Annotated in this window: 14 protein-coding genes and 1 pseudogene; 8 read left to right on the plus strand and 7 right to left on the minus strand. The window is 60.4% G+C overall.

The window, feature by feature from the left end:
* Positions 1-476, plus strand: a 476-nt coding sequence (locus APH30_RS18985) for a DUF2254 family protein (RefSeq protein ID WP_156326560.1), incomplete at its 5' end; no start/stop codon positions are given.
* Positions 477-529: 53 nt separating this feature from the next.
* Here the strand turns inward: APH30_RS18985 and APH30_RS18990 are convergent.
* A complete protein-coding gene (locus APH30_RS18990) occupies positions 530-1228 on the minus strand; it encodes a CatB-related O-acetyltransferase (RefSeq protein ID WP_054913433.1) in 699 nt (232 codons plus the stop codon).
* A 192-nt stretch (positions 1229-1420) separates the two neighbouring features.
* Here APH30_RS18990 and APH30_RS18995 point away from each other — a divergent pair, with 192 nt between their 5' ends.
* Both APH30_RS18995 and APH30_RS19000 read left to right on the plus strand, forming a co-directional pair.
* Positions 1421-1963 (plus strand): phenolic acid decarboxylase, encoded by a 543-nt coding sequence (locus tag APH30_RS18995; protein WP_256222075.1) that lies wholly within the window; start codon positions 1421-1423, stop codon positions 1961-1963.
* Between the two features lie 212 nt (positions 1964-2175).
* Entirely contained in the window at positions 2176-3228 is a 1053-nt protein-coding gene (locus APH30_RS19000) for an alpha/beta hydrolase (RefSeq protein WP_054913435.1), read from the plus strand.
* A gap of 65 nt (positions 3229-3293) precedes the next feature.
* Here the strand turns inward: APH30_RS19000 and APH30_RS19005 are convergent, their stop codons facing one another.
* Together APH30_RS19005 and argE are read right to left on the minus strand one after the other, a co-directional pair.
* A complete protein-coding gene (locus tag APH30_RS19005; RefSeq protein WP_054913436.1) occupies positions 3294-4571 on the minus strand; it encodes an MFS transporter in 1278 nt (425 codons plus the stop codon).
* A gap of 46 nt (positions 4572-4617) precedes the next feature.
* Entirely contained in the window at positions 4618-5793 is a 1176-nt protein-coding gene (gene argE, locus APH30_RS19010) for an acetylornithine deacetylase (protein ID WP_054913437.1), read from the minus strand.
* Between the two features lie 238 nt (positions 5794-6031).
* Between argE and APH30_RS19015 the strand changes: the two genes are divergently transcribed.
* From APH30_RS19015 to betB, 3 genes are all read left to right on the plus strand, one after another.
* Positions 6032-6943, plus strand: coding sequence for a LysR family transcriptional regulator (locus tag APH30_RS19015; RefSeq protein WP_054913438.1), 912 nt, complete (start codon positions 6032-6034; stop codon positions 6941-6943).
* A 78-nt stretch (positions 6944-7021) separates the two neighbouring features.
* Positions 7022-8773, plus strand: a complete 1752-nt coding sequence (locus tag APH30_RS19020; RefSeq protein ID WP_054913439.1) for an amidohydrolase family protein — start codon at positions 7022-7024, stop codon at positions 8771-8773.
* 17 nt (positions 8774-8790) lie between these two features.
* Positions 8791-10260 (plus strand): betaine-aldehyde dehydrogenase, encoded by a 1470-nt coding sequence (gene betB, locus APH30_RS19025; RefSeq protein ID WP_054913440.1) that lies wholly within the window; start codon positions 8791-8793, stop codon positions 10258-10260.
* Here betB and APH30_RS19030 read toward each other — a convergent pair.
* Positions 10236-10904 carry a TetR/AcrR family transcriptional regulator gene (locus tag APH30_RS19030; RefSeq protein ID WP_054913441.1) on the minus strand — a complete coding sequence of 223 codons (669 nt, stop codon included), beginning with the start codon at positions 10902-10904 and terminating at the stop codon, positions 10236-10238. The two genes, betB and APH30_RS19030, sit on opposite strands and share 25 nt — an antisense overlap.
* 291 nt (positions 10905-11195) lie before the next feature.
* On the opposite strand from APH30_RS19030, the gene APH30_RS19035 reads away from it, so the two are divergent.
* Positions 11196-13112, plus strand: coding sequence for a DUF1302 domain-containing protein (locus APH30_RS19035; protein ID WP_054913442.1), 1917 nt, complete (start codon positions 11196-11198; stop codon positions 13110-13112).
* Positions 13113-13198: 86 nt separating this feature from the next.
* Complete coding sequence (locus APH30_RS19040) at positions 13199-14527, plus strand: DUF1329 domain-containing protein (protein ID WP_054913443.1); 1329 nt, start codon at positions 13199-13201, stop codon at positions 14525-14527.
* Between the two features lie 96 nt (positions 14528-14623).
* Here the strand turns inward: APH30_RS19040 and APH30_RS19045 are convergent, their stop codons facing one another.
* The 3 genes and pseudogenes from APH30_RS19045 to APH30_RS30025 form a co-directional block, all read right to left on the minus strand.
* Entirely contained in the window at positions 14624-15583 is a 960-nt protein-coding gene (locus APH30_RS19045; protein WP_054913444.1) for a cation diffusion facilitator family transporter, read from the minus strand.
* A gap of 145 nt (positions 15584-15728) precedes the next feature.
* A complete protein-coding gene (locus tag APH30_RS30020; RefSeq protein WP_371105812.1) occupies positions 15729-16484 on the minus strand; it encodes a methyl-accepting chemotaxis protein in 756 nt (251 codons plus the stop codon).
* Positions 16485-16634: 150 nt separating this feature from the next.
* Positions 16635-17576 (minus strand): annotated as a pseudogene (locus APH30_RS30025) (chemotaxis protein); the annotation flags it as partial.
* Between the last annotated feature and the right edge of the window lie 46 nt (positions 17577-17622).

Raw genomic sequence — 17622 nt, forward strand, 5'->3', positions numbered from 1 at the left:
TCCTGCGCGCGGTCACGGTGGGTGTACGCCGCTCATTTGACCAGGATCCACGCTTCGGCCTTGCGGTTCTAACCGAAATCGCCTCGCGCGCCTTGTCTCCGGCGACCAATGATTCCGGGACCGTGATCGATGTGATCGGCCGTGGAGTCAGGTGTTTTTCCAAGTGGTCGATGCAATCCCCGGCCTCTGATGACGTCGATGAGAAGTGTCTGCGCGTTCATGTTCGGTGCATCGAAGTGCACGATTTATTCGATGACTTCTTTACATTGATCGCACGGGACGGGGCAGGGCTGTTGGAAATCGATATCCGGCTGATCAAGGCATTGATCAGTCTGGCTGAACTCGATCCACAGCGGTATGGCAAGCATTGCCGACACCATGCCGCTTTACTGGTCAAACGTGCGCAGACATCGTTGCACCTGGATGAAGAAAAGCAGCGGCTCCTGGATGTAGCCAAGCCGTTGCTTGGTCTGTAGCTTCGGCGCGCAAACGTAAAAGCCATCGGCGAAGTTTGATAAAGCTGAAATCACTACGGCGCTTCTTGCACTCTGCGCTTGGCGATGGAGAGTTTCGAGTAGTGTACTGGGGCGGCGGGTGCACTATTTTCAATCGCCTTGAGAAATGCCTCGGCGTCGTTCATGGGCAGGTGTTTGAGGTACTCGACATCCAGGTTCCACCATTCGCTTGCAAGCAGCCGCTCAATGATTTCAGGGCTATGCCGGTATTTGATGAACTTGGCTGGGTTTCCGCCAACGATCGCATAGGGGGGCACGTTTTTTGTCACCACTGCCCGTGTGGCAATGATTGCCCCCGTGCCTACCTCTACACCTTCCAGGATGGTCGCGCCATGCCCGACCCAGACATCGTGGCCCAGGGTCACCCAAGCGGCCCCTGGCGAATAGGACAAGCCTCCCGTTTCATACTGGAAGGGGTGCGTGCTTACCCAATCGGTAGGGTGGGTATGCTTTTCCTGGCCCAGTGTGCAGTCGGATCCGATCGAGCAAAAACGGCCGATCGCAGAAATCACGGATAACGTGCTGCCACTCCTGATGTAGGTGTGGGCACCGATGGTTACCGACGGCGACTCTACCCTGACGTGTCCAAGGCTTACACCTTGCTCAATGGTTGCGCAGGCACGGGCGCTGAAGGAACCAGAACCTCCGGCGGCTTTGCCGCCCAGTTTTCGGAACGCTTTCTTGAATTGTTGTTCTCTGAGGATTCTGAGCATCTTTCTGATGGCACCACGGCTGTTGAGTGGGGATGTTAGCAAGCACCTTGCGATCAAAGAAGGCCTGGCCCTGCGCTGCCCGGTCTCACGCGCCGGCAATTTGCGGGTGTGGGCAGCTTCAGCCGCTGTGTTCAGCGCAAACTCGCGGACCGCCGCCTATAATCGGCTAGCTGTGTATGTCTAACGATTATCGTGGAGATTACGATGAGCAACGCTTCAGTATCGTCTGAGCCCGTTCAAGATTTTTCCAGCTTCGTAGGTCGGCATTTCATCTACACCTATGCCAATGGATGGAAGTACGAATGGTATGCACGCAATGAAAAAACCTGTGACTATCGTATCCACCAAGGACTGGTTGGCGGTCGCTGGGTTACCCACCAGCCCATGAACCTGGTGCAGTTGGCGCCGGACCTGTTCAAGGTCGATTGGCATGAGCCAACCGGCACTTGCGTCAGCCTTTCATTCGACCTGTCGCGCCGGATTCTGCACGGCACCATTTTCTTTCCGCAATGGATCGCTGGCGAAGGCCAGCACCCGGAAAAAACCATTTGTTATCAAAACGAATTCATCGAAGACATGCATAGATTCCGCGATGAAGGCCCGGCTTATCCCTATGTGATCATCGCCGAATTCGCCCAGATCACCTATATGGAAGATGTGGGTACCGATAACGACAGCGTCATCAATGCCGCGCCGGGGCAACTGCCTCAGGGCTACACCGAGCGCGTCAACTGACGCTATTGCACAGGGCTCGCAGGGTGCTCGCCCTGCGGCCTGACAGCAAGTTGAGTGCCGCCGCCCAGGTGACTGCCGACTGGCCCGCCGCGCTCTATTAATTAGAACGCATCTCTGCAGCCCTCTGCTTGTAGCCCTTTAGGGTGCCTCATAAGATTAGCCAGTTTCGCCTGTATTTCTATCGAGGCGTTGATTCTGGGAGTGGGGAATCCATGAAGAGGCCAGTCAGCCAGGTCGGCATGAAGTGGGTCGTCGAGGCGTTGGGCAGGCTACCCCATCGCTTGCAATCTGCCATTGGCGGGTCTCGTCTCAACCAGCCGGGTCACGTGTTAAGCGCCGAAGTGGCGATGTTTCTCAGGCTGATGGGGGATCGCGAGCTTGCCCGCCCGCAGCACCAGCCCCTGGATAAAGTGCGCAAACAGACCGACCATGACGCCTGGGTGTTTGGCGGCTGTGATGCACCTGTCGACCTGGAGCGAAGCTTCACGATCGACGGGCAGGGCGGGCCTGTTCCAGTCAAGACGTTCGTAACGAACGACTGCGCGCAGGGCGTACTCATTTACTTCCACGGTGGCGCCTGGGTATCCGGAAGCCTGGCAAGCTGTGAAAGTATCTGCCGGTATCTGGCGCGCGAAGCCAGGCTGCACGTACTGTCGGTGGACTACCGGCTGGCACCCGAGCATCCATTTCCTGCCGCCATCGATGACGCACTGGCAGCCTATGAGCATGTGCTGAAGGACATGCAGGCGGCCAATACGCCTGGCGCATTCATTGCCGTGGCGGGCGACAGCGCGGGTGGCAATATTGCTGCCGCGTTGTGCTACACGCTCAGAGAGCAGAAACGGCGCTTGCCCGACTTCCAACTGCTGTTCTACCCGGTCCTGGACAACGAAAACAGGTCGACGTCCTATTCGCTGTTCGAAACGGGCTATGTGTTGACTGCGGACCAGATGAACTGGGCGCGTGAGCTGTATGTGCCCAGCCGGGCCTACAGCGACCCGGCTGTGTCGCCGTTGCTGGCCGACAGTTTTGAAGGGCTGCCACCAACGTATATTGCCACCGCCGAGTTCGATGTACTTCGCGATGAAGGTGAGGCGTATGCGCACCTGTTATCGGCCGCTGGGGTGAACGTGACCCTGCGCAGGGCGGCTGGGCTCATTCATGGGTTTGCGAACATGATGGGCGTCAGTCGCGTGGCCAGGCAGGAAATGCAGCAGGCAGTAGCAGCGCTGGTACGTAGCCGACAAGCGCACGGTGGGAAATGAGGGGTTGTCAGGCCTCTGGTGCCTGACAACCGCCAAGTGTGCATGCCCCGATGCGCCCTGTTGCGTCAGGGGACACTTTTGATTTTCAGCACCAGCAGCCCGCCCATCAAGCCTGCCAGGCCTGCAAACATGTAGAGGGCAGGGTAGCCTCCGAACTGGGTCACCAGCATGGCGCACAGGGCAGGGGCGAGGATCTGTGGCCCGACGATGGCAACGTTGATGATCCCCAGGTCCTTGGCATGGTCCGCCGAACTGGGCAGCACCTGGCTGATGAGCGCTTGATCGACGGCGACATAGGCACCATAGCCAACACCGAGTATCGCTGAGGAAACCATAGCCATCGGCCAGTTCTGCCAGAAGGCCAACAACAGCGAAGCCACTCCCATGATCATCCCCGACACCGTCACGATGGCTTTGCGCCGGCCGGTCCGATCCGATATGGCCCCGCAGGCGAAAGCGGTGACCACCACGGCAGCGGTATAGATCAGCACCAGCTTCAGCAAGCCGTCTTCGGCCCGCTCACCCGGGTAAAGCGCCTCATAGCGCAGGCCGTCGCGAAGAAAGTACAGAAAGAACAGGGTACCTGTGGCGCTGCTGAGGCCGACCAGAAAGCGCGTCGACCATGCCCAGGCAAAATCCGGATGCTTTCTGGGGCTGATCCAGAAGGCCGAAAAGAACGCCTTCCAACGCCATTCACCGGTGTGCGCCTGCTGCCCCAGCGGATCATCGGTAAACAACACAAATGGCATTGAAAGCACCACGAATATGGCCGCGACGACGGTGTAGCTTTGCGCTATGCCTACACCCAGCGTGGTGGTGATGACGGCGCCCAGTACAACTGCCACGGACAACATCACGCCATTCCAGGCGCTGACAATGGCCCGTTGCTCAACTGGCACGCGGTCCGGTATTGCAGCGGTGATTGCACACAACACCCCGCTGGTGCCCACTTGTACCAAGGCCCAATAAACGACGATGCCCGTCCAGGTCGTTTGCTTGCCCAGCATGTAAAGTGCCAGCGCGCCGACGACAATGCCGAGAAAGTTCCACGGGTGACGGCGGCCGAACACTGAGCGGGTTCTGTCCGACAGAAAGCCGATGACAGGCTGTGCGACCAGTGCGATGGCCGAACCAATGCCCATCACCATGCCCAGCGCGCTTTCTTTCGAGTTGGGCGCCAATATTTCCATCTGCTGGGCAAGCAGTACTTGGATGGGGGCGAATACCGCCAGCCAGACGCCAAGCAGTGACAGTGCCATGGCTAGAATGAAACCCCTGCCTACCCGGGTGCCAGGCCCGTGGTCACAGCGCTGCATTTTCAAATCCGTGCGCAACTCACCCATCGTGTTTTCCTTGTTGTTATTGATCGGTCAAGGTCGCCAGCCAGTGTCAAACCTGCTGGCTGAGCACCAGCTTGTTCAGGAAGCTATTGCAAAGGTCCAGTTGCTCGAGCGACACGTATTCATTGGCCTTGTGTGCCTGCTCGATGTAGCCGGGCCCACAAACGATGGTGGGCACGCCAACTTCCTGAAATAAGCCTGCCTCGGTGGCATAGGAAACCCGGCGTACGCGGGTGTCTTGCCGCAAGCCGGCAATCAGCGTGCAGATTGCTTCTTTTTCGCTGGGGCTCAATGCGGGTGCCCTGGAGATTTTCTCGAAGACGATTCCTGCGGTATGCACGCGTGACTTCATCTCCGGCTGCAGCACCTCTTCGGCGTAGCGGGTTATTTTTGCGTATATCGATTCGGGGTCGACGCCTGGCAGGTTGCGGAACTCGAACTGAAACTCGCAGTGTTCCGGGATCGTGTTGATTGCTATGCCGCCACTGATCGTGCCTGTTTGCGCGGTACTGAACGGTACGTCGAAACCCTCATCGAACGGGCCGTGATGGGAAGACTGCCGTGCGAGGTCGCTGATGAAGGTAATCAGCCGCGCTGCATACTCGATGGCGTTCACCCCGGCCGGTTGCAGCGACGAGTGCGCAGCATGCCCTTTGACCTCGCAGCGGTAGGCATTGATGCCCTTGTGGGCAACGACGATGCCCATGCCGGTGGGCTCGCCAACGATGCAACCCTGCGGTGCAACGCCGCGCTTGACCAGGTCTTGCACCATTGAGGGGGCACCGGCACAGCCGATCTCTTCATCATATGACAGCGCAAAATGCAGCGGCGCTTTCAACGCGGTGCGCAGCATGTTCGGCAGCTGTTCCAGAGCGACTCCAATGAAGCCCTTCATGTCGCATGCGCCACGTCCGTACAGCTTGTTGTCGCGTACGGTCGGTGAGAAAGGGTCGGACGCCCAGGCCTGGCTGGTGACCGGAACCACATCGGTATGGCCGGACAAGACCAACCCGCCGGTCGTGGACCCGTCACACGCAGGGACCGTGGCGAACAAGTTGGCCTTGCGCCCGTCACGGTCGTAGATGAGGGTGCTGTCGATACCGTAAGACTTGAAGTAGTCGCGTACCACTTCTATCAACCCCAAGTTCGACAGCGCGCTCGTTGTATCCATGCTGATGAGCCGCTCGACCCATGGGTAGGCAGTGCAAAAATTAGCAGAAGTCATCTTATGGTCTTCATTCAAAGTACATCGGCATTGGGGTGGGCGCGGCGGTGGATGGCGCGAGTTTGCCGAGCACCAATGCCCACGTTTGAATCATCGCGTGCGGCCAACCGCCTGCATTATTGAAGTTCTGCAAGGCTGCAGGTACACCTGCCGGGCTGATGCTATGACGCCTAAAAAGTGACTACAATCAATGTCAGCTTGTTTTTTGTTCTGATTGTTAGATCAACGAGGGCGCGGCATGAGTCGACTGATCAACCTTTCACGCATTGCCTATTTCCACGAAGCTGCCCGTTGCGGCAGCATTCGCGCGGCTGCCGACCTGCTGAACGTCGCCCCATCGGCGGTCACCCGGCAGATCCAGCTGCTGGAGGCCGAACTGGCGACGGTATTGCTCGAGCGGCGTGGCCGGGGCGTGGCGCTGACGGAGGCGGGCAAGCAGGTCATCGAGTTTCACCGCGAACAGGAGGCGCATCTCGGTGACCTTCTGGGCCGGCTTCAGTCGCTTCGGGAGATGAAAACCGGCCACGTGAGCCTGGTTCTGGGTGAGGGGTTCGTCAACGACATCCTCAACGGCCCCTTGCCGCGGTTCTGCAAAGCCTACCCAGGCGTGAAAATCAGCCTCGACTCGGCGGGTACCAACGAGCTGATTCGCAAGGTGCTGGAAGACGACGCCGAGATCGGGCTGGTCTACAACCCGCCGACCCACCCCAAATTGGTCTCTCGCGCCTGCCGTGTGCAGCCGATGAAAGTGATCTTCAGCCCCGACTCGCCGCTGCGCAAGGGCGACGGGCCCCTGCGTGCCCGTGAGTTGCTGGACTACCCGCTGGCGGTCACCTATTCCACGCATGGCGTCAGGCAACTGGTGGATGTGCTGGAGCTGGCCGAGAAAGTCAGGTTCGACCCGGTGATGACCACCAACTCGATCGCCACGCTCACCCAGTTCGCCAAGACAGGGCTGGGTATCGCCTTCCTGCCGGCATTCGCCATAAAAGCAGAGCTGGACGCTGGGGAACTGCTGTGCCGGGATGTGGGCCATCCACTTTTCCTGACGGCCGAAGCCCACGTGGTAACGCGTGTTGGGCGCCGGTTGTCCTCGGCGGCTGCGCGCATGCTGCAAGTACTGACAACGCAGATGCAGGCTTTCAAGTAAACGCAAGTATGGCACTTGACAGGGCAAGTTGCGCCTGTATTCTGATGACAAGCGTAGTCAAAATGTGAGAACAATAATATGCATTATGACCTGATCATCAAGAACGGCCTGGTCTTCGATGGCGTCAGCCACAATGGCGTGGCGGCGGATGTTGGCATCCAGGACGGGCGTGTTGTTGCCGTCAGTGCATCAGCACTTGACCCGGCAGTGGCGGCAGCGGTACTGGATGCGAAAGGTTGCTGGGTGATGCCCGGTTTTCTGGAAATGCACTCCCACTACGATGCGGAGATATTGAGTTCTGCTGCATTGAAAGAATCCATCCGCCACGGTGTCACCACCGTGGCGACGGGTCTTTGTTCGCTGAGCATGGTTTCAGCTTCGGCGCAGGATTGCGCGGATCTGTTCAGCCGTGTGGAGTCCATCCCGCATGATCATGTACTGGACCTGCTGACCACACATAAGCGTTGGTCATCGCCGGCCCAGTACCGCACCTTCCTCGAAGGGTTGCCGTTAGGGCCGAACGTGGCGTGCTACATCGGCCACTCCGATATCAGGGCTGCCGCCATGGGGTTGCTCGAGGCCACCACGCCGCGGCCACCGACCGAGCAGGAACTGCGCAGCATGGAGGCCCTGCTCGATGAAGCTTTGGACCAGGGGTTCCTTGGCCTGTCGGTCATGAAAACCAAGATCGACCGGGTGGCCGGCGAACGTGCATGGTCGCGCCCACTGCCCTCGACCTTTGCCAGCTGGGCCGAAATGGCCCGGCTGTTCAAACGGCTGCGCGCTCGCGGGGCGATCCTGCAGGGCGCCCCGGATGTGGCCGAGCCCTCCAGTGCGGTACGCCTGATGTTCGCTGCCTCGGGCTGGTTCCGGCCAAAGCTGAAAACCACGTTGCTCACGGCGCTGGACCTGAAGGTGAAGCCCAGCCTGCAGAAGATGGTTCGCCTGAGTGGCTGGGTTACCCAAAAGCTGCTGCGCGGCAACCTCAAATGGCAGTTTCTACCGGCGCCACTGCGGGTCTACAGCGCGGGGCTGAATTTCAACAATTTCGACGAATTTGCCGGCGGCCTGGTGCTGCGCAACCTGAAGAACGAAGAGGACCAGTACGCAGAAGCCACCAAGCCCGAGTTCCGTGAATTATTCAAACAGGGTTTGGGCAGCGTATTGAAAGTAGGGCTCTGGCAACGCGACTTTTCCGACGCTTATGTCACAGCCTGCCCGGACCCAAACCTGGTTGGCCGCAATTTCGGCGAAATCGCCAGGTCGCGCGAGCAGGACCCTATCGACTGCTTCCTCGATCTGGCGGTGCAGTACAAATCCGAGCTTGTCTGGACCACGCTGATGGGCAACAGCCGGGTCGAGGTCATGCACAAACTCATGCGCAGCCGCAGCGTCCATGTCGGCTTCGCTGATTCCGGGGCGCATATTCGTGGCCTGGCTTTCTACAATTTCCCGTTGCGCTTCCTGAAATATATCCGCGATGCCCACCTGGAAGGTAACCACTTCATGAGCGTGGGCGAGGGGGTGGCGCGTGTCACTTCCGAACTGGCCGACTGGTACGGGCTGGACGCAGGCAGGCTGAGGCCGGGCGCCCGGGCAGATATCGCCATCGTTGACCCCCAGGGCTTGAACAGTGACCTGGACGCGGTCAGCGAAGACCTCATCGAAAACACCCCGCTCAGGCGGTTGGTCAACCGCAACGACCAGGCAGTGCTGGCCACGTTGGTCAATGGGCGAGTGGCCTATGCCAGGGACGGTGGGTTCGCCAAGGACCTTGGCGTAGCGCACCACTATGGCAAATTCCTGCCGGCCCGTACTCAGCCTGCCTGAGCAAGAGGATCACCAACATGCACAGAACCATAGGGCAGTTCATCGATGGCAGGCAGGTCTACGCCAGCGGTTGCAGCACATTCGACTCGATCAACCCAGCCAACGGCCAGCTGTTGGCCACTGTCGAGCAAGCCAGCGCAGGGCAGGTCGACGACGCCGTGCTGTCGGCCAGCGCGGCGCAACGCGAGTGGGTCAAGCTTCCGGTGGCTGAGCGCACTGCGATAATGCTGGATGCAGCCAAGCTGATCTTGCTGCGCAATGACGAACTGGCGCAGCTGGAAACCCTCGATACCGGCAAGCCAATCTTCGATACCTCCAGGGTCGACATCAAAGGCGGGGTAGCGGTCATGCGCTACTTTGCCGGCTTGATGGCGGCTATCGAAGGCCGGCAGTCACCTGTGGGCGAAACAGCGTTCACCTATACCCGACGAGAACCGCTGGGTGTGGTGGCCGGGGTGGGCGCCTGGAACTACCCCCTTCAGATCGCCATGTGGAAGCTGGCGCCCGCGCTTGCGGCTGGCAATGCAATGGTGTTCAAGCCCAGCGAGTTGACGCCCTTGTCCACCCTGCGCCTGGCCGAACTGCTGGTCGAGGCTGGCGTACCCGCAGGGTTGTTCAATGTGCTGCAAGGCAATCAGGCCGTGGGCAAGGTGCTCAGCGAGCACCCAGGTATCGCCAAGATTTCGTTCACCGGGAGCGTCGCGACCGGCATGAAAGTGATGGCCAGCGCCGCCGGCACACTGAAGAAGGTCACCATGGAACTGGGTGGCAAATCACCCTTGATCATTCTGCCCGACGCCGATATCGAGCGAGCGGCAGATATTGCGGTAATGGCGAACTTCTTCAGCAGCGGCCAGGTGTGCACCAGTGGTACGCGGGTGTTCGTGCACCGCGCTATCCAGGCCAGGCTGCAGCGCGCAATCCTGAAACGGGTTGAAAATATTGCGATTGGCGACCCCAGTGACCCGCGCACGCGGTTCGGCCCTTTGGTCAGCCAGGCGCACCGCGAAAAAGTGCTGGCCTACATTCAAAGCGGTCGCGACGCCGGCGCGACATTGCTGTGTGGCGGGCACCTGCCGGCAGGGCAGGCGTTCGCGGCAGGCAGTTATTTGCTTCCGACTGTGTTTACGGACTGCAGCGACGACATGCAGATTGTTCAGGAAGAGATATTCGGGCCGGTGATGAGCCTGTTGACCTTCGACAGCGAGCAAGAGGTGATCGGGCGTGCCAATGCCTCGGTACTAGGCCTGGCGGGCGGCGTGGTAACCCAGAACATCTTCCAGGCGCACCGTATCGTGCACGCGCTGGAGACGGGTATCTGCTGGGTCAATACCTGGGGCCAGGTGCCGCCTCAAATGCCCGTTTCCGGCAGCAAGCTGTCCGGTATCGGCCAGGAGAACGGCATCGAGGCACTGTTCGAGCACACGCGGACCAAATCGGTGTTCATTGAACTGGGCAGCTATCAGTCCGTTTTCCCACCCTGCTGATCGTGCAGGGCTGCGCCAGGCACCTTGGCGCAGCCTTCGATCAGGGCAAGCCCTGTGTCGATCAGCACGTTCACAGGGGCCCGGTATTGGCTCAAGGTCCAGTACACGGCAATCTGGTTTATTGCCCCGAGTATGCCCATGCACATGTACAGTTCCGAGGCGACCGGCTTGAAGCCACCGTAGGTGCGGTTGATCGCGGACAACAGGAAGTTGCAGAAGCGCAAGTTGTTCTGCTGGTAGAGGTTGTCGACGCGTTGGCTTACCCCGAGCACTTCGACCAATACGATTTTCGCCACCAGCGGGTCCTGCATGGCCTCGAAAAAAGTGGCGAGGAACTTGCGGCCTGCGTGCTGTTGTACCTGGTCGTGGTCCTGGTAGAGCTGGTTCAGGCGTTGTTCCAGGTCGTCCATGATCGATACGTACACCGCGCACAGCAGCTCTTCCGTGCCCTCGAAGGACTCGTAGAAGTACCGATCGGTGAGTTTCGCCTCGCTGCACAGGTCGCGCACGGTCGTGGCGCGGTAGCCCTGGGTGCCGAACAGCTGCATCCCCGCCTTCATGAAGGCCTCCCGGCGGGCCTTGATGCGCTGCTCTTGGCTGACGCCACGGTAGGAGCGCTCGGCACCCCCGGAGGTTTTGCTCATTGTGGCCACCCTTCTAATAAACTGAATTCCATTGTAGTCAAAATTTTTAAATCACGACAACCGCGGCTCTTTCGCACAGCGCTGTGCCGTTCAGCCACGGAAAAAGGCACTGATTTAAGCAACAAAGCCGCGTACGAAACTGAATGGTCAGCGCCGCTAGACGATTGACAGCAGCCAGCCTTGGACGCATCTTGATGACATGCATCGTCAGATAATTCGAGTTTGGACCTTGCTCTGGTCGCGTCACTCCGGTGCGTAAAAAAACAAAAAGACATCCCAGGAGCAGTACTGATGAAATCTTTCCGTTTTGCTGACCCTTGTGGGTCGAAAAGCAGGGTTGCATGGCTCGGCTTTGCGTCAGCTATCACCTTCACCCAGCCCGCTGCAGCGCTCGAATTTGCCCTCGCCGATGGCGATATCACCGGCACCCTGGATAATACCGTGTCTTTCGGCCAGGTATGGCGAGTTCAAGGCCAGGCGAAAAACAACGATGCGCTCAATGGCAACGACGGCAACCGCAACTTCGATACCGGGCTTGTTTCGCAGGTGTTCAAACTGACCTCGGAGCTTGAGGCCAAGTACCAGAATTATGGGCTGTTCGTTCGCGGGTCGGCGTTCTATGACACGCAGATAATGGATAAACGCAGTGACTACTACAACAACCCGGCGGTGGTAGAGCCTAGCCAGAATTATCCAAAGGATGACAGCTTTACCCGCAGTACCCGACACCTCGCCGGCCGCTCTGCCGACATTCTGGATGCCTACGTATACGGGGCTTGGGACGTGGCCGATCACCCCCTGACGGTGCGTTTCGGCAGGCAGGTGTTCAACTGGGGTGAGTCCTTGTTCTATCGCGGCGTGAGCGTTTCGAACCCCGTGGATGCGGTCAAGTACCGCTTGCCTGGCTCTCAGGTCAAGGAAGTGCTTGTGCCGGTTGAGGCGCTGAGCCTGAATTTCGGCCTGACCGACAACCTGTCCATGGACGCTTACTACCAGTTGAAATGGAAAGAAACGGCGCTTGACCCGGTTGGCAGCTACTACTCCACCACCGATATCTTCGGGCCGGGTGGCAACACTGCGTACGCCCAGGTCCCTGCATTGGTTCCGGCAATGGCAGCGTACGGCATGGCCACCCAGATCCCGGGCGGCCTTGGCCAAGGCCCCTTCAATGCCAGCCGCTACCTCGACCCCGCCACGGGCATCTTCAAGGTCAGCAATGTGCAGTCGGACGACAAGGCTCGGGCCAGCGGGCAATACGGTATCAGCCTGCACTATATTGCCGAGGCCTTGAATGCCACCGACTTCGGCTTCTACTTTGCCAATTACCACACCAAGGAGCCCGTGCAGCAGATCGACACCGGCGCCTACCGTGGCGTCGATCTGACCACGCTTGATTCGCTAATCGGCCCCAGCGCCGCCCGGGCATTGGCAACCCTCGACCTGTCACAGAATGCCAATGTGCGCCGTGAGTATGTCGAGGACGTTCGCATGTACGGCCTCAGCTTCAATACCACGATAAACAATGCGTCGGTTTTCGGTGAAATTTCCTATCGGCCGAATCTGCCGATTGCAATCAGTGCAACCAACGACCTGGTGGGTGACCTTCTCGCGCAAGGCGTGGCCGGTACGTCGGGGCTGTCCGACGCCAACCTCGGCGGCGCTCAGGCGTGTGCCTCGCTGGGCGGTAAGCCGTTCTGCCGGGGCGGGGTCTATTCCAACTACGAGCGTGTCGAGTCGATCAACGCCTCGCTGGGCACCATCTACAACTTTGGCCCGTCGTTGGGCTTCAACTCGTTGGTCGGCATTGCCGAAATCGCGACCCAGTCCTACCACGGCAGCGACTTGAGTTACACCGGGTACAACCCCACCCCGGTAAAGCGCAAGTTCGCCGGCACCCCAGACACCACCGACAACCCCATGACCCGCGAGGCGTACGGCTACACGCTCAGCATGCAGGGCACCTGGACCAACGTATACGCTGGCGTGAACCTCTCGCCGTTCTTCGTCCACACCAACAACTTCAAAGGCAACTCCGACCTGACCGGCAGTTTCATGGAAGGCCGAAAAGGCTACACCTTCGGCATCAAGGCTGATTACCTGAGCCGCTTTGAAGCCGGCCTGCAATACACCCTGTTTACCGGTGCGGGGCAAAGCAACCTGATCCGTGACAGGGACAACGTCAGCATGGACGTGAAGTACTCGTTCTAACGAGGTATTCATTCTTTCAAGCAGGGCTAACCATGAAATACTACGTCAAGCATGCCAAGTGTCTTTCTCTCGTCGTTGGCACCGTTATGCTGTTCGCCTTCGGCGCGGCACACGCCGCTGTGTCTGAACAACAGGCAAGCCGGCTGGGTAAAGACCTTACCCCCCTGGGCGGCGAAACCGCGGGCAACGCCGATGGCAGCATCCCCGCCTGGACCGGCGGCCTGAGCAAACCCCCGGCCGGTTACGTGCCAGGCCAGCATTACGTTGATCCGTACCCGGACGACAAACCGTTGTTCACCATCACCGCGGAAAATGTCGAGCAGTACAAAGGCAAACTGAGCCCCGGGCAGATCGCCCTGCTCAAAGCCTACCCGCAAACCATGTCTTACCCGGTCTATACCACTCGCCGCAGTGCTGCCGAGCCACAGTGGGTGTACGACAACACCCGGCAAAACGCGACCACGGCGGAGCTGGCCGAAGGCGGCAACGGCTTCATCCACGCATTTGGCGGTATCCCGTTCCCGATCCCGCAAAGCGGCGTGGAGGCCCTGTGGAACCATATCGCCCGCTACCGTGGTACCTATGTGGTCCGCAAGCTCTCGGAAGCCACCGTTCAAGCCAATGGGCAGTACAGCCTGGCCACTTATGACCAGGACGTGCTGTTCAAGTACTACGTCAAAGGCGGCAGTTACTCGACGCTGAACAACATCCTCTTCTACTACCTCAGTGCCGCCCGTAGCCCGGCCCGTATGGCGGGTGAGGCGTCGCTGGTGTACGAAACGCTGAACCAGGTGGCGGAGCCACGCATGGCCTGGGGCTACGTGCCAGGGCTGCGGCGGGTGCGTCGCGCCCCTACCATCTCCTACGACACGCCGGACAGCGGTTCCGATGGCCTGATCACCGTTGATGACCGTGATATGTTCAACGGCTCCCCCGATCGCTATGACTGGAAGCTGGTCGGCAAGAAAGAAATCTACATTCCCTACAACAACTATCGAATCGCCAGCCCGCAGTACAAGTACGATGACATCATCAAGCCCGGCCACCTGCTCAGTGCGCCGACCCGCTTCGAGTTGCACCGGGTGTGGGTGGTAGAGGGCACGTTGCGGCCAACGGCGCGGCATATCTACTCGAAACGGGTGTTCTACCTCGACGAAGACAGCTGGCAAATCGCGCTTGCCGACCGCTATGACAGCCACGGCGAACTGTGGCGGGTATCGATAGGCTACATGAGCAACTTCTACAACGTGCCCACCACCTGGACCACCGTCGACGCATTCTATGATTTGCAGGCGCGCCGCTACATGGTTCAGAAGTTGGAAAACGAGGAAAGCAAAACGCTCGACTTCAGCCAGCCAGTGCCCTCCGAAGACCGCTACAAGCCTGCAACCCTGCAGCGCATGGGCAACCGCTGACACGTGCCGCCAGGCGGCTCTGCCCGTGGCGGGCGGTGCCGCAGGGTTTCAGATGCCGGGCTGGCCGTGCCATGCCAGCCCGGCATTCTCGAAAGCTCATTCCGCCCATTCCGGGTCGCCCGTGAACACCACCGTCAACCAGCGGTTCGGCCCTTCACCGCCCACGGCTTCACCAATCTCGTTGCGCCACGCGTCCCATTCATCGATGGTCTTCGCTGCCATGGCCTTGGGTACGATGAAGTACAGCTCGATCTCGCGTGAGCGCCCGACCTTGGCAACATAGGCACGGTAGGATTGCAACCCGTGGCGGGCGACAAAGGCCTTGGCCACTTCGTCCACGTGCAGCTTGAGGTCGCCTGGGGTGACCAGGAAAATGTCCGCCAGGGCCTGGCGCACCACCGCCATCGGCAGCGGCACAATCACCAGGCACACCAGGGCCAGTACCGCCGGGTCGATGTACGGTGATACCCACTCCCATGAGGTTCCCTGAACCGCGTAACCAAAGCAGAAGGCGATCAGCAGCGCAGCGGTGATGCTGGCCGACATCACCCAGCCCTTGACGTCCATGGCCACGAAGTCCGACTTCAGCTGGCGGTTGGCGCGGGCCTCGACCAGGGCGATGGTCACGCAGCAGATCACGGTCACTACCGCGTAGACCATGGCAATGCCGAACTCCAGGTGTCGGCCGCCCTGCAGCAGGCTGCTGACGGCGTTGATCAGGGCATAGACCGCCACGCCGCTGAGCAGGATGCCATTGAGTGCCAGCACCATCGGCTCCAGGTGCCAGAAGCCCATGGTGAAACGCTCGCGCAGCTTGCGCGACATCTGCACGCTGGTGGTATGCGAGGTGATCAGCTTGACCACCACCAGCGACAGGCCGCTCATGCTGGCGTCGACCAGTGAGTAAACGCCATCGAACATGATCGAGAACGACCCGGAGGCCACGCCGAAAGCGATGCCGATGCTGGCGATGAACAGGGTGACGGCGATCGAGGTGCGCAGCAGGCCCTGTTCGCAGGTGATGTCGAAGAACGAGGAGCGGGGGGCGGTTTGCATAAGGTGTGCTCGGTAAAAACGATGATGCTGTGGTGCCTGTGAGGGCCTCTTCGCGGGTAAACCCGCTCCTACAGAGGGGCATGGCTTCAAAGGCCAGTGCGGGTCCCTGTGGGGGCGGGTTTACCCGCGAAGAAGCCCTTACAGATTAGACGCGGAACTGCTCCATGAGCGCTTGTTGCTGGTTGGCCAGCCGGTTCAAGGCCTGGCTGATGCGAGCCGACTCGTCTGCCTGGCCTGCCAGCGATTGGGTAACGTCGCGAATGCCGGCTACGTTGCGGTTCACCTCTTCGGCCACTGCGCTCTGTTCCTCCGCGGCCGAGGCAATCTGCAGGTTCATGTCGCTGATCACCGCCACCGCCTCGCCAATGCGTTGCAGTGCCGGCAGGGCCTGCTCCATGCGTGCGGCACTGGCCTGCGCCTGGCGTTGGCCCTCGTGCATGGCGCCCACGACATCCTGGGTGCCTTGCTGCAAACCTTCGATGACCTGGCGAATTTCCTCCACCGACACCTGCGTGCGCTGTGCCAGCCCGCGCACCTCGTCGGCGACTACGGCAAAGCCACGGCCGGCTTCCCCGGCACGGGCTGCTTCAATGGCCGCATTCAGTGCCAGCAGGTTGGTCTGCTCGGCGATGGTACGGATGACTTCCAGCACCGTGCCGATCTGAGTGCTGCGGCCCTCCAGGGCGCGTGCGTCGGCCATGGCCGTGTCCATGTCCAGTGCCAGCCGGTCGATGCCCTGGCGGGTACTGTCGATCAACTGCAGGCCTTCCTGGCTGGCCTGGTCGGCGGCACGTGCCGCCTGGGCCGCCTGCGCGGCGTTATGGGCGACATCCAGCGCGGTGGCGCTCATTTCATTGGCCGCGGTGGCCACTTGCTCGATTTCACGGTGTTGCTGCTGCATGCCGGCGCTGGTCTGGCTGGCGATGGCTGCCGACTGGTCGGCGGTGCCGCGGGCCTCCTGCAGCGAGCCTTTGACCTGGGCGATGACCGGCTGCAGTTTGTCGAGGAAGCGGTTGAACCACGCGCTGAGCTGGCCCAGTTCGTCCTGGCGGGCGTAGTCCAGGCGGCGGGTAAGGTCGCCTTCGCCGCTGGCGATGTCTTCAAGCCGGGCAGCCACCGCCAGGATCGGGCGGGTTACCCCGCGGGCCGTGAGCCACACCAGCAGCAAGCCCAGCACTGCCGCGCCCAGGCCGATCAGCAGGCTGGTCAGGTTGGCACGCTGGTTGTGCGCATCCAGGCGCTGATTGAGGGCTACCGCGGGCGCCTGCAGCACGCTTTCCGGCACTTCCAGCAATACCTGCCACTGGGCGGCGTCGGGAATGGGCGTGAAGGGGTGCGCAACCCGTAACTGCCCAGCGGCAACTGCAGGCTCAACGGGTTTGCCGAGCATGCTGGCGTCGCGGCTATTGCCTGCCAGCAGGCCGGCCGCGCTGGCGATGCTCACCTGGCCCTGACCCTCGAACAGCTCGCGGCGGCCGTTTGTGCTCAGTTGCTGCAGGTTGTCCAGGCTGATATCCAGGCCGACCACGCCCACCACTTTGCCGTGTTCCAGCAAGGGCAGGGCGATGCTGGTCATCAGTACCTGGCTGCCGTTGACCTCGTCCAGATACGGTTCCAGCAGGCAGGTTGTGCCGGTCTCCAGTGGGCAGGTCAGCCAGCGGTTCTTCGCCGCGCCGTTGCTGCCGATGCTGGCGTCGCCGAGCAGCGCTTCTGGCATGGCTTCGCGCTCCAGGGTGCCCGGGCGCGGCTGTGACCAGTACAGCGAAAAGCGCCCGCTCTCGTTGCTGCCCACCGCGTCCTGGCCGCGGTACTGGCTGTCTTGCTGGTCCAGTGCATCGGGTTGGAACACCAGGTACAGGCCGATCATGTCAGGTTTGCCGGCCAGGCTGGCTCGCGCCTGGCGGGTGAGTTCGGCGCGCAGGTCGTTGCCACCTCGGGCTTGCAGCACTTGCACCAAACGGGCAAAGCCATTGCCGTATTGATAAGCGTCCATGAAGTAGCGCTGAATGCGCAGGGCCTGGGTTTCGGCATGGGCCTCC

The sequence above is a fragment of the Pseudomonas sp. NBRC 111127 genome (assembly GCF_001320345.1).
GTDB classification, from domain to species: domain Bacteria; phylum Pseudomonadota; class Gammaproteobacteria; order Pseudomonadales; family Pseudomonadaceae; genus Aquipseudomonas; species Aquipseudomonas juntendi.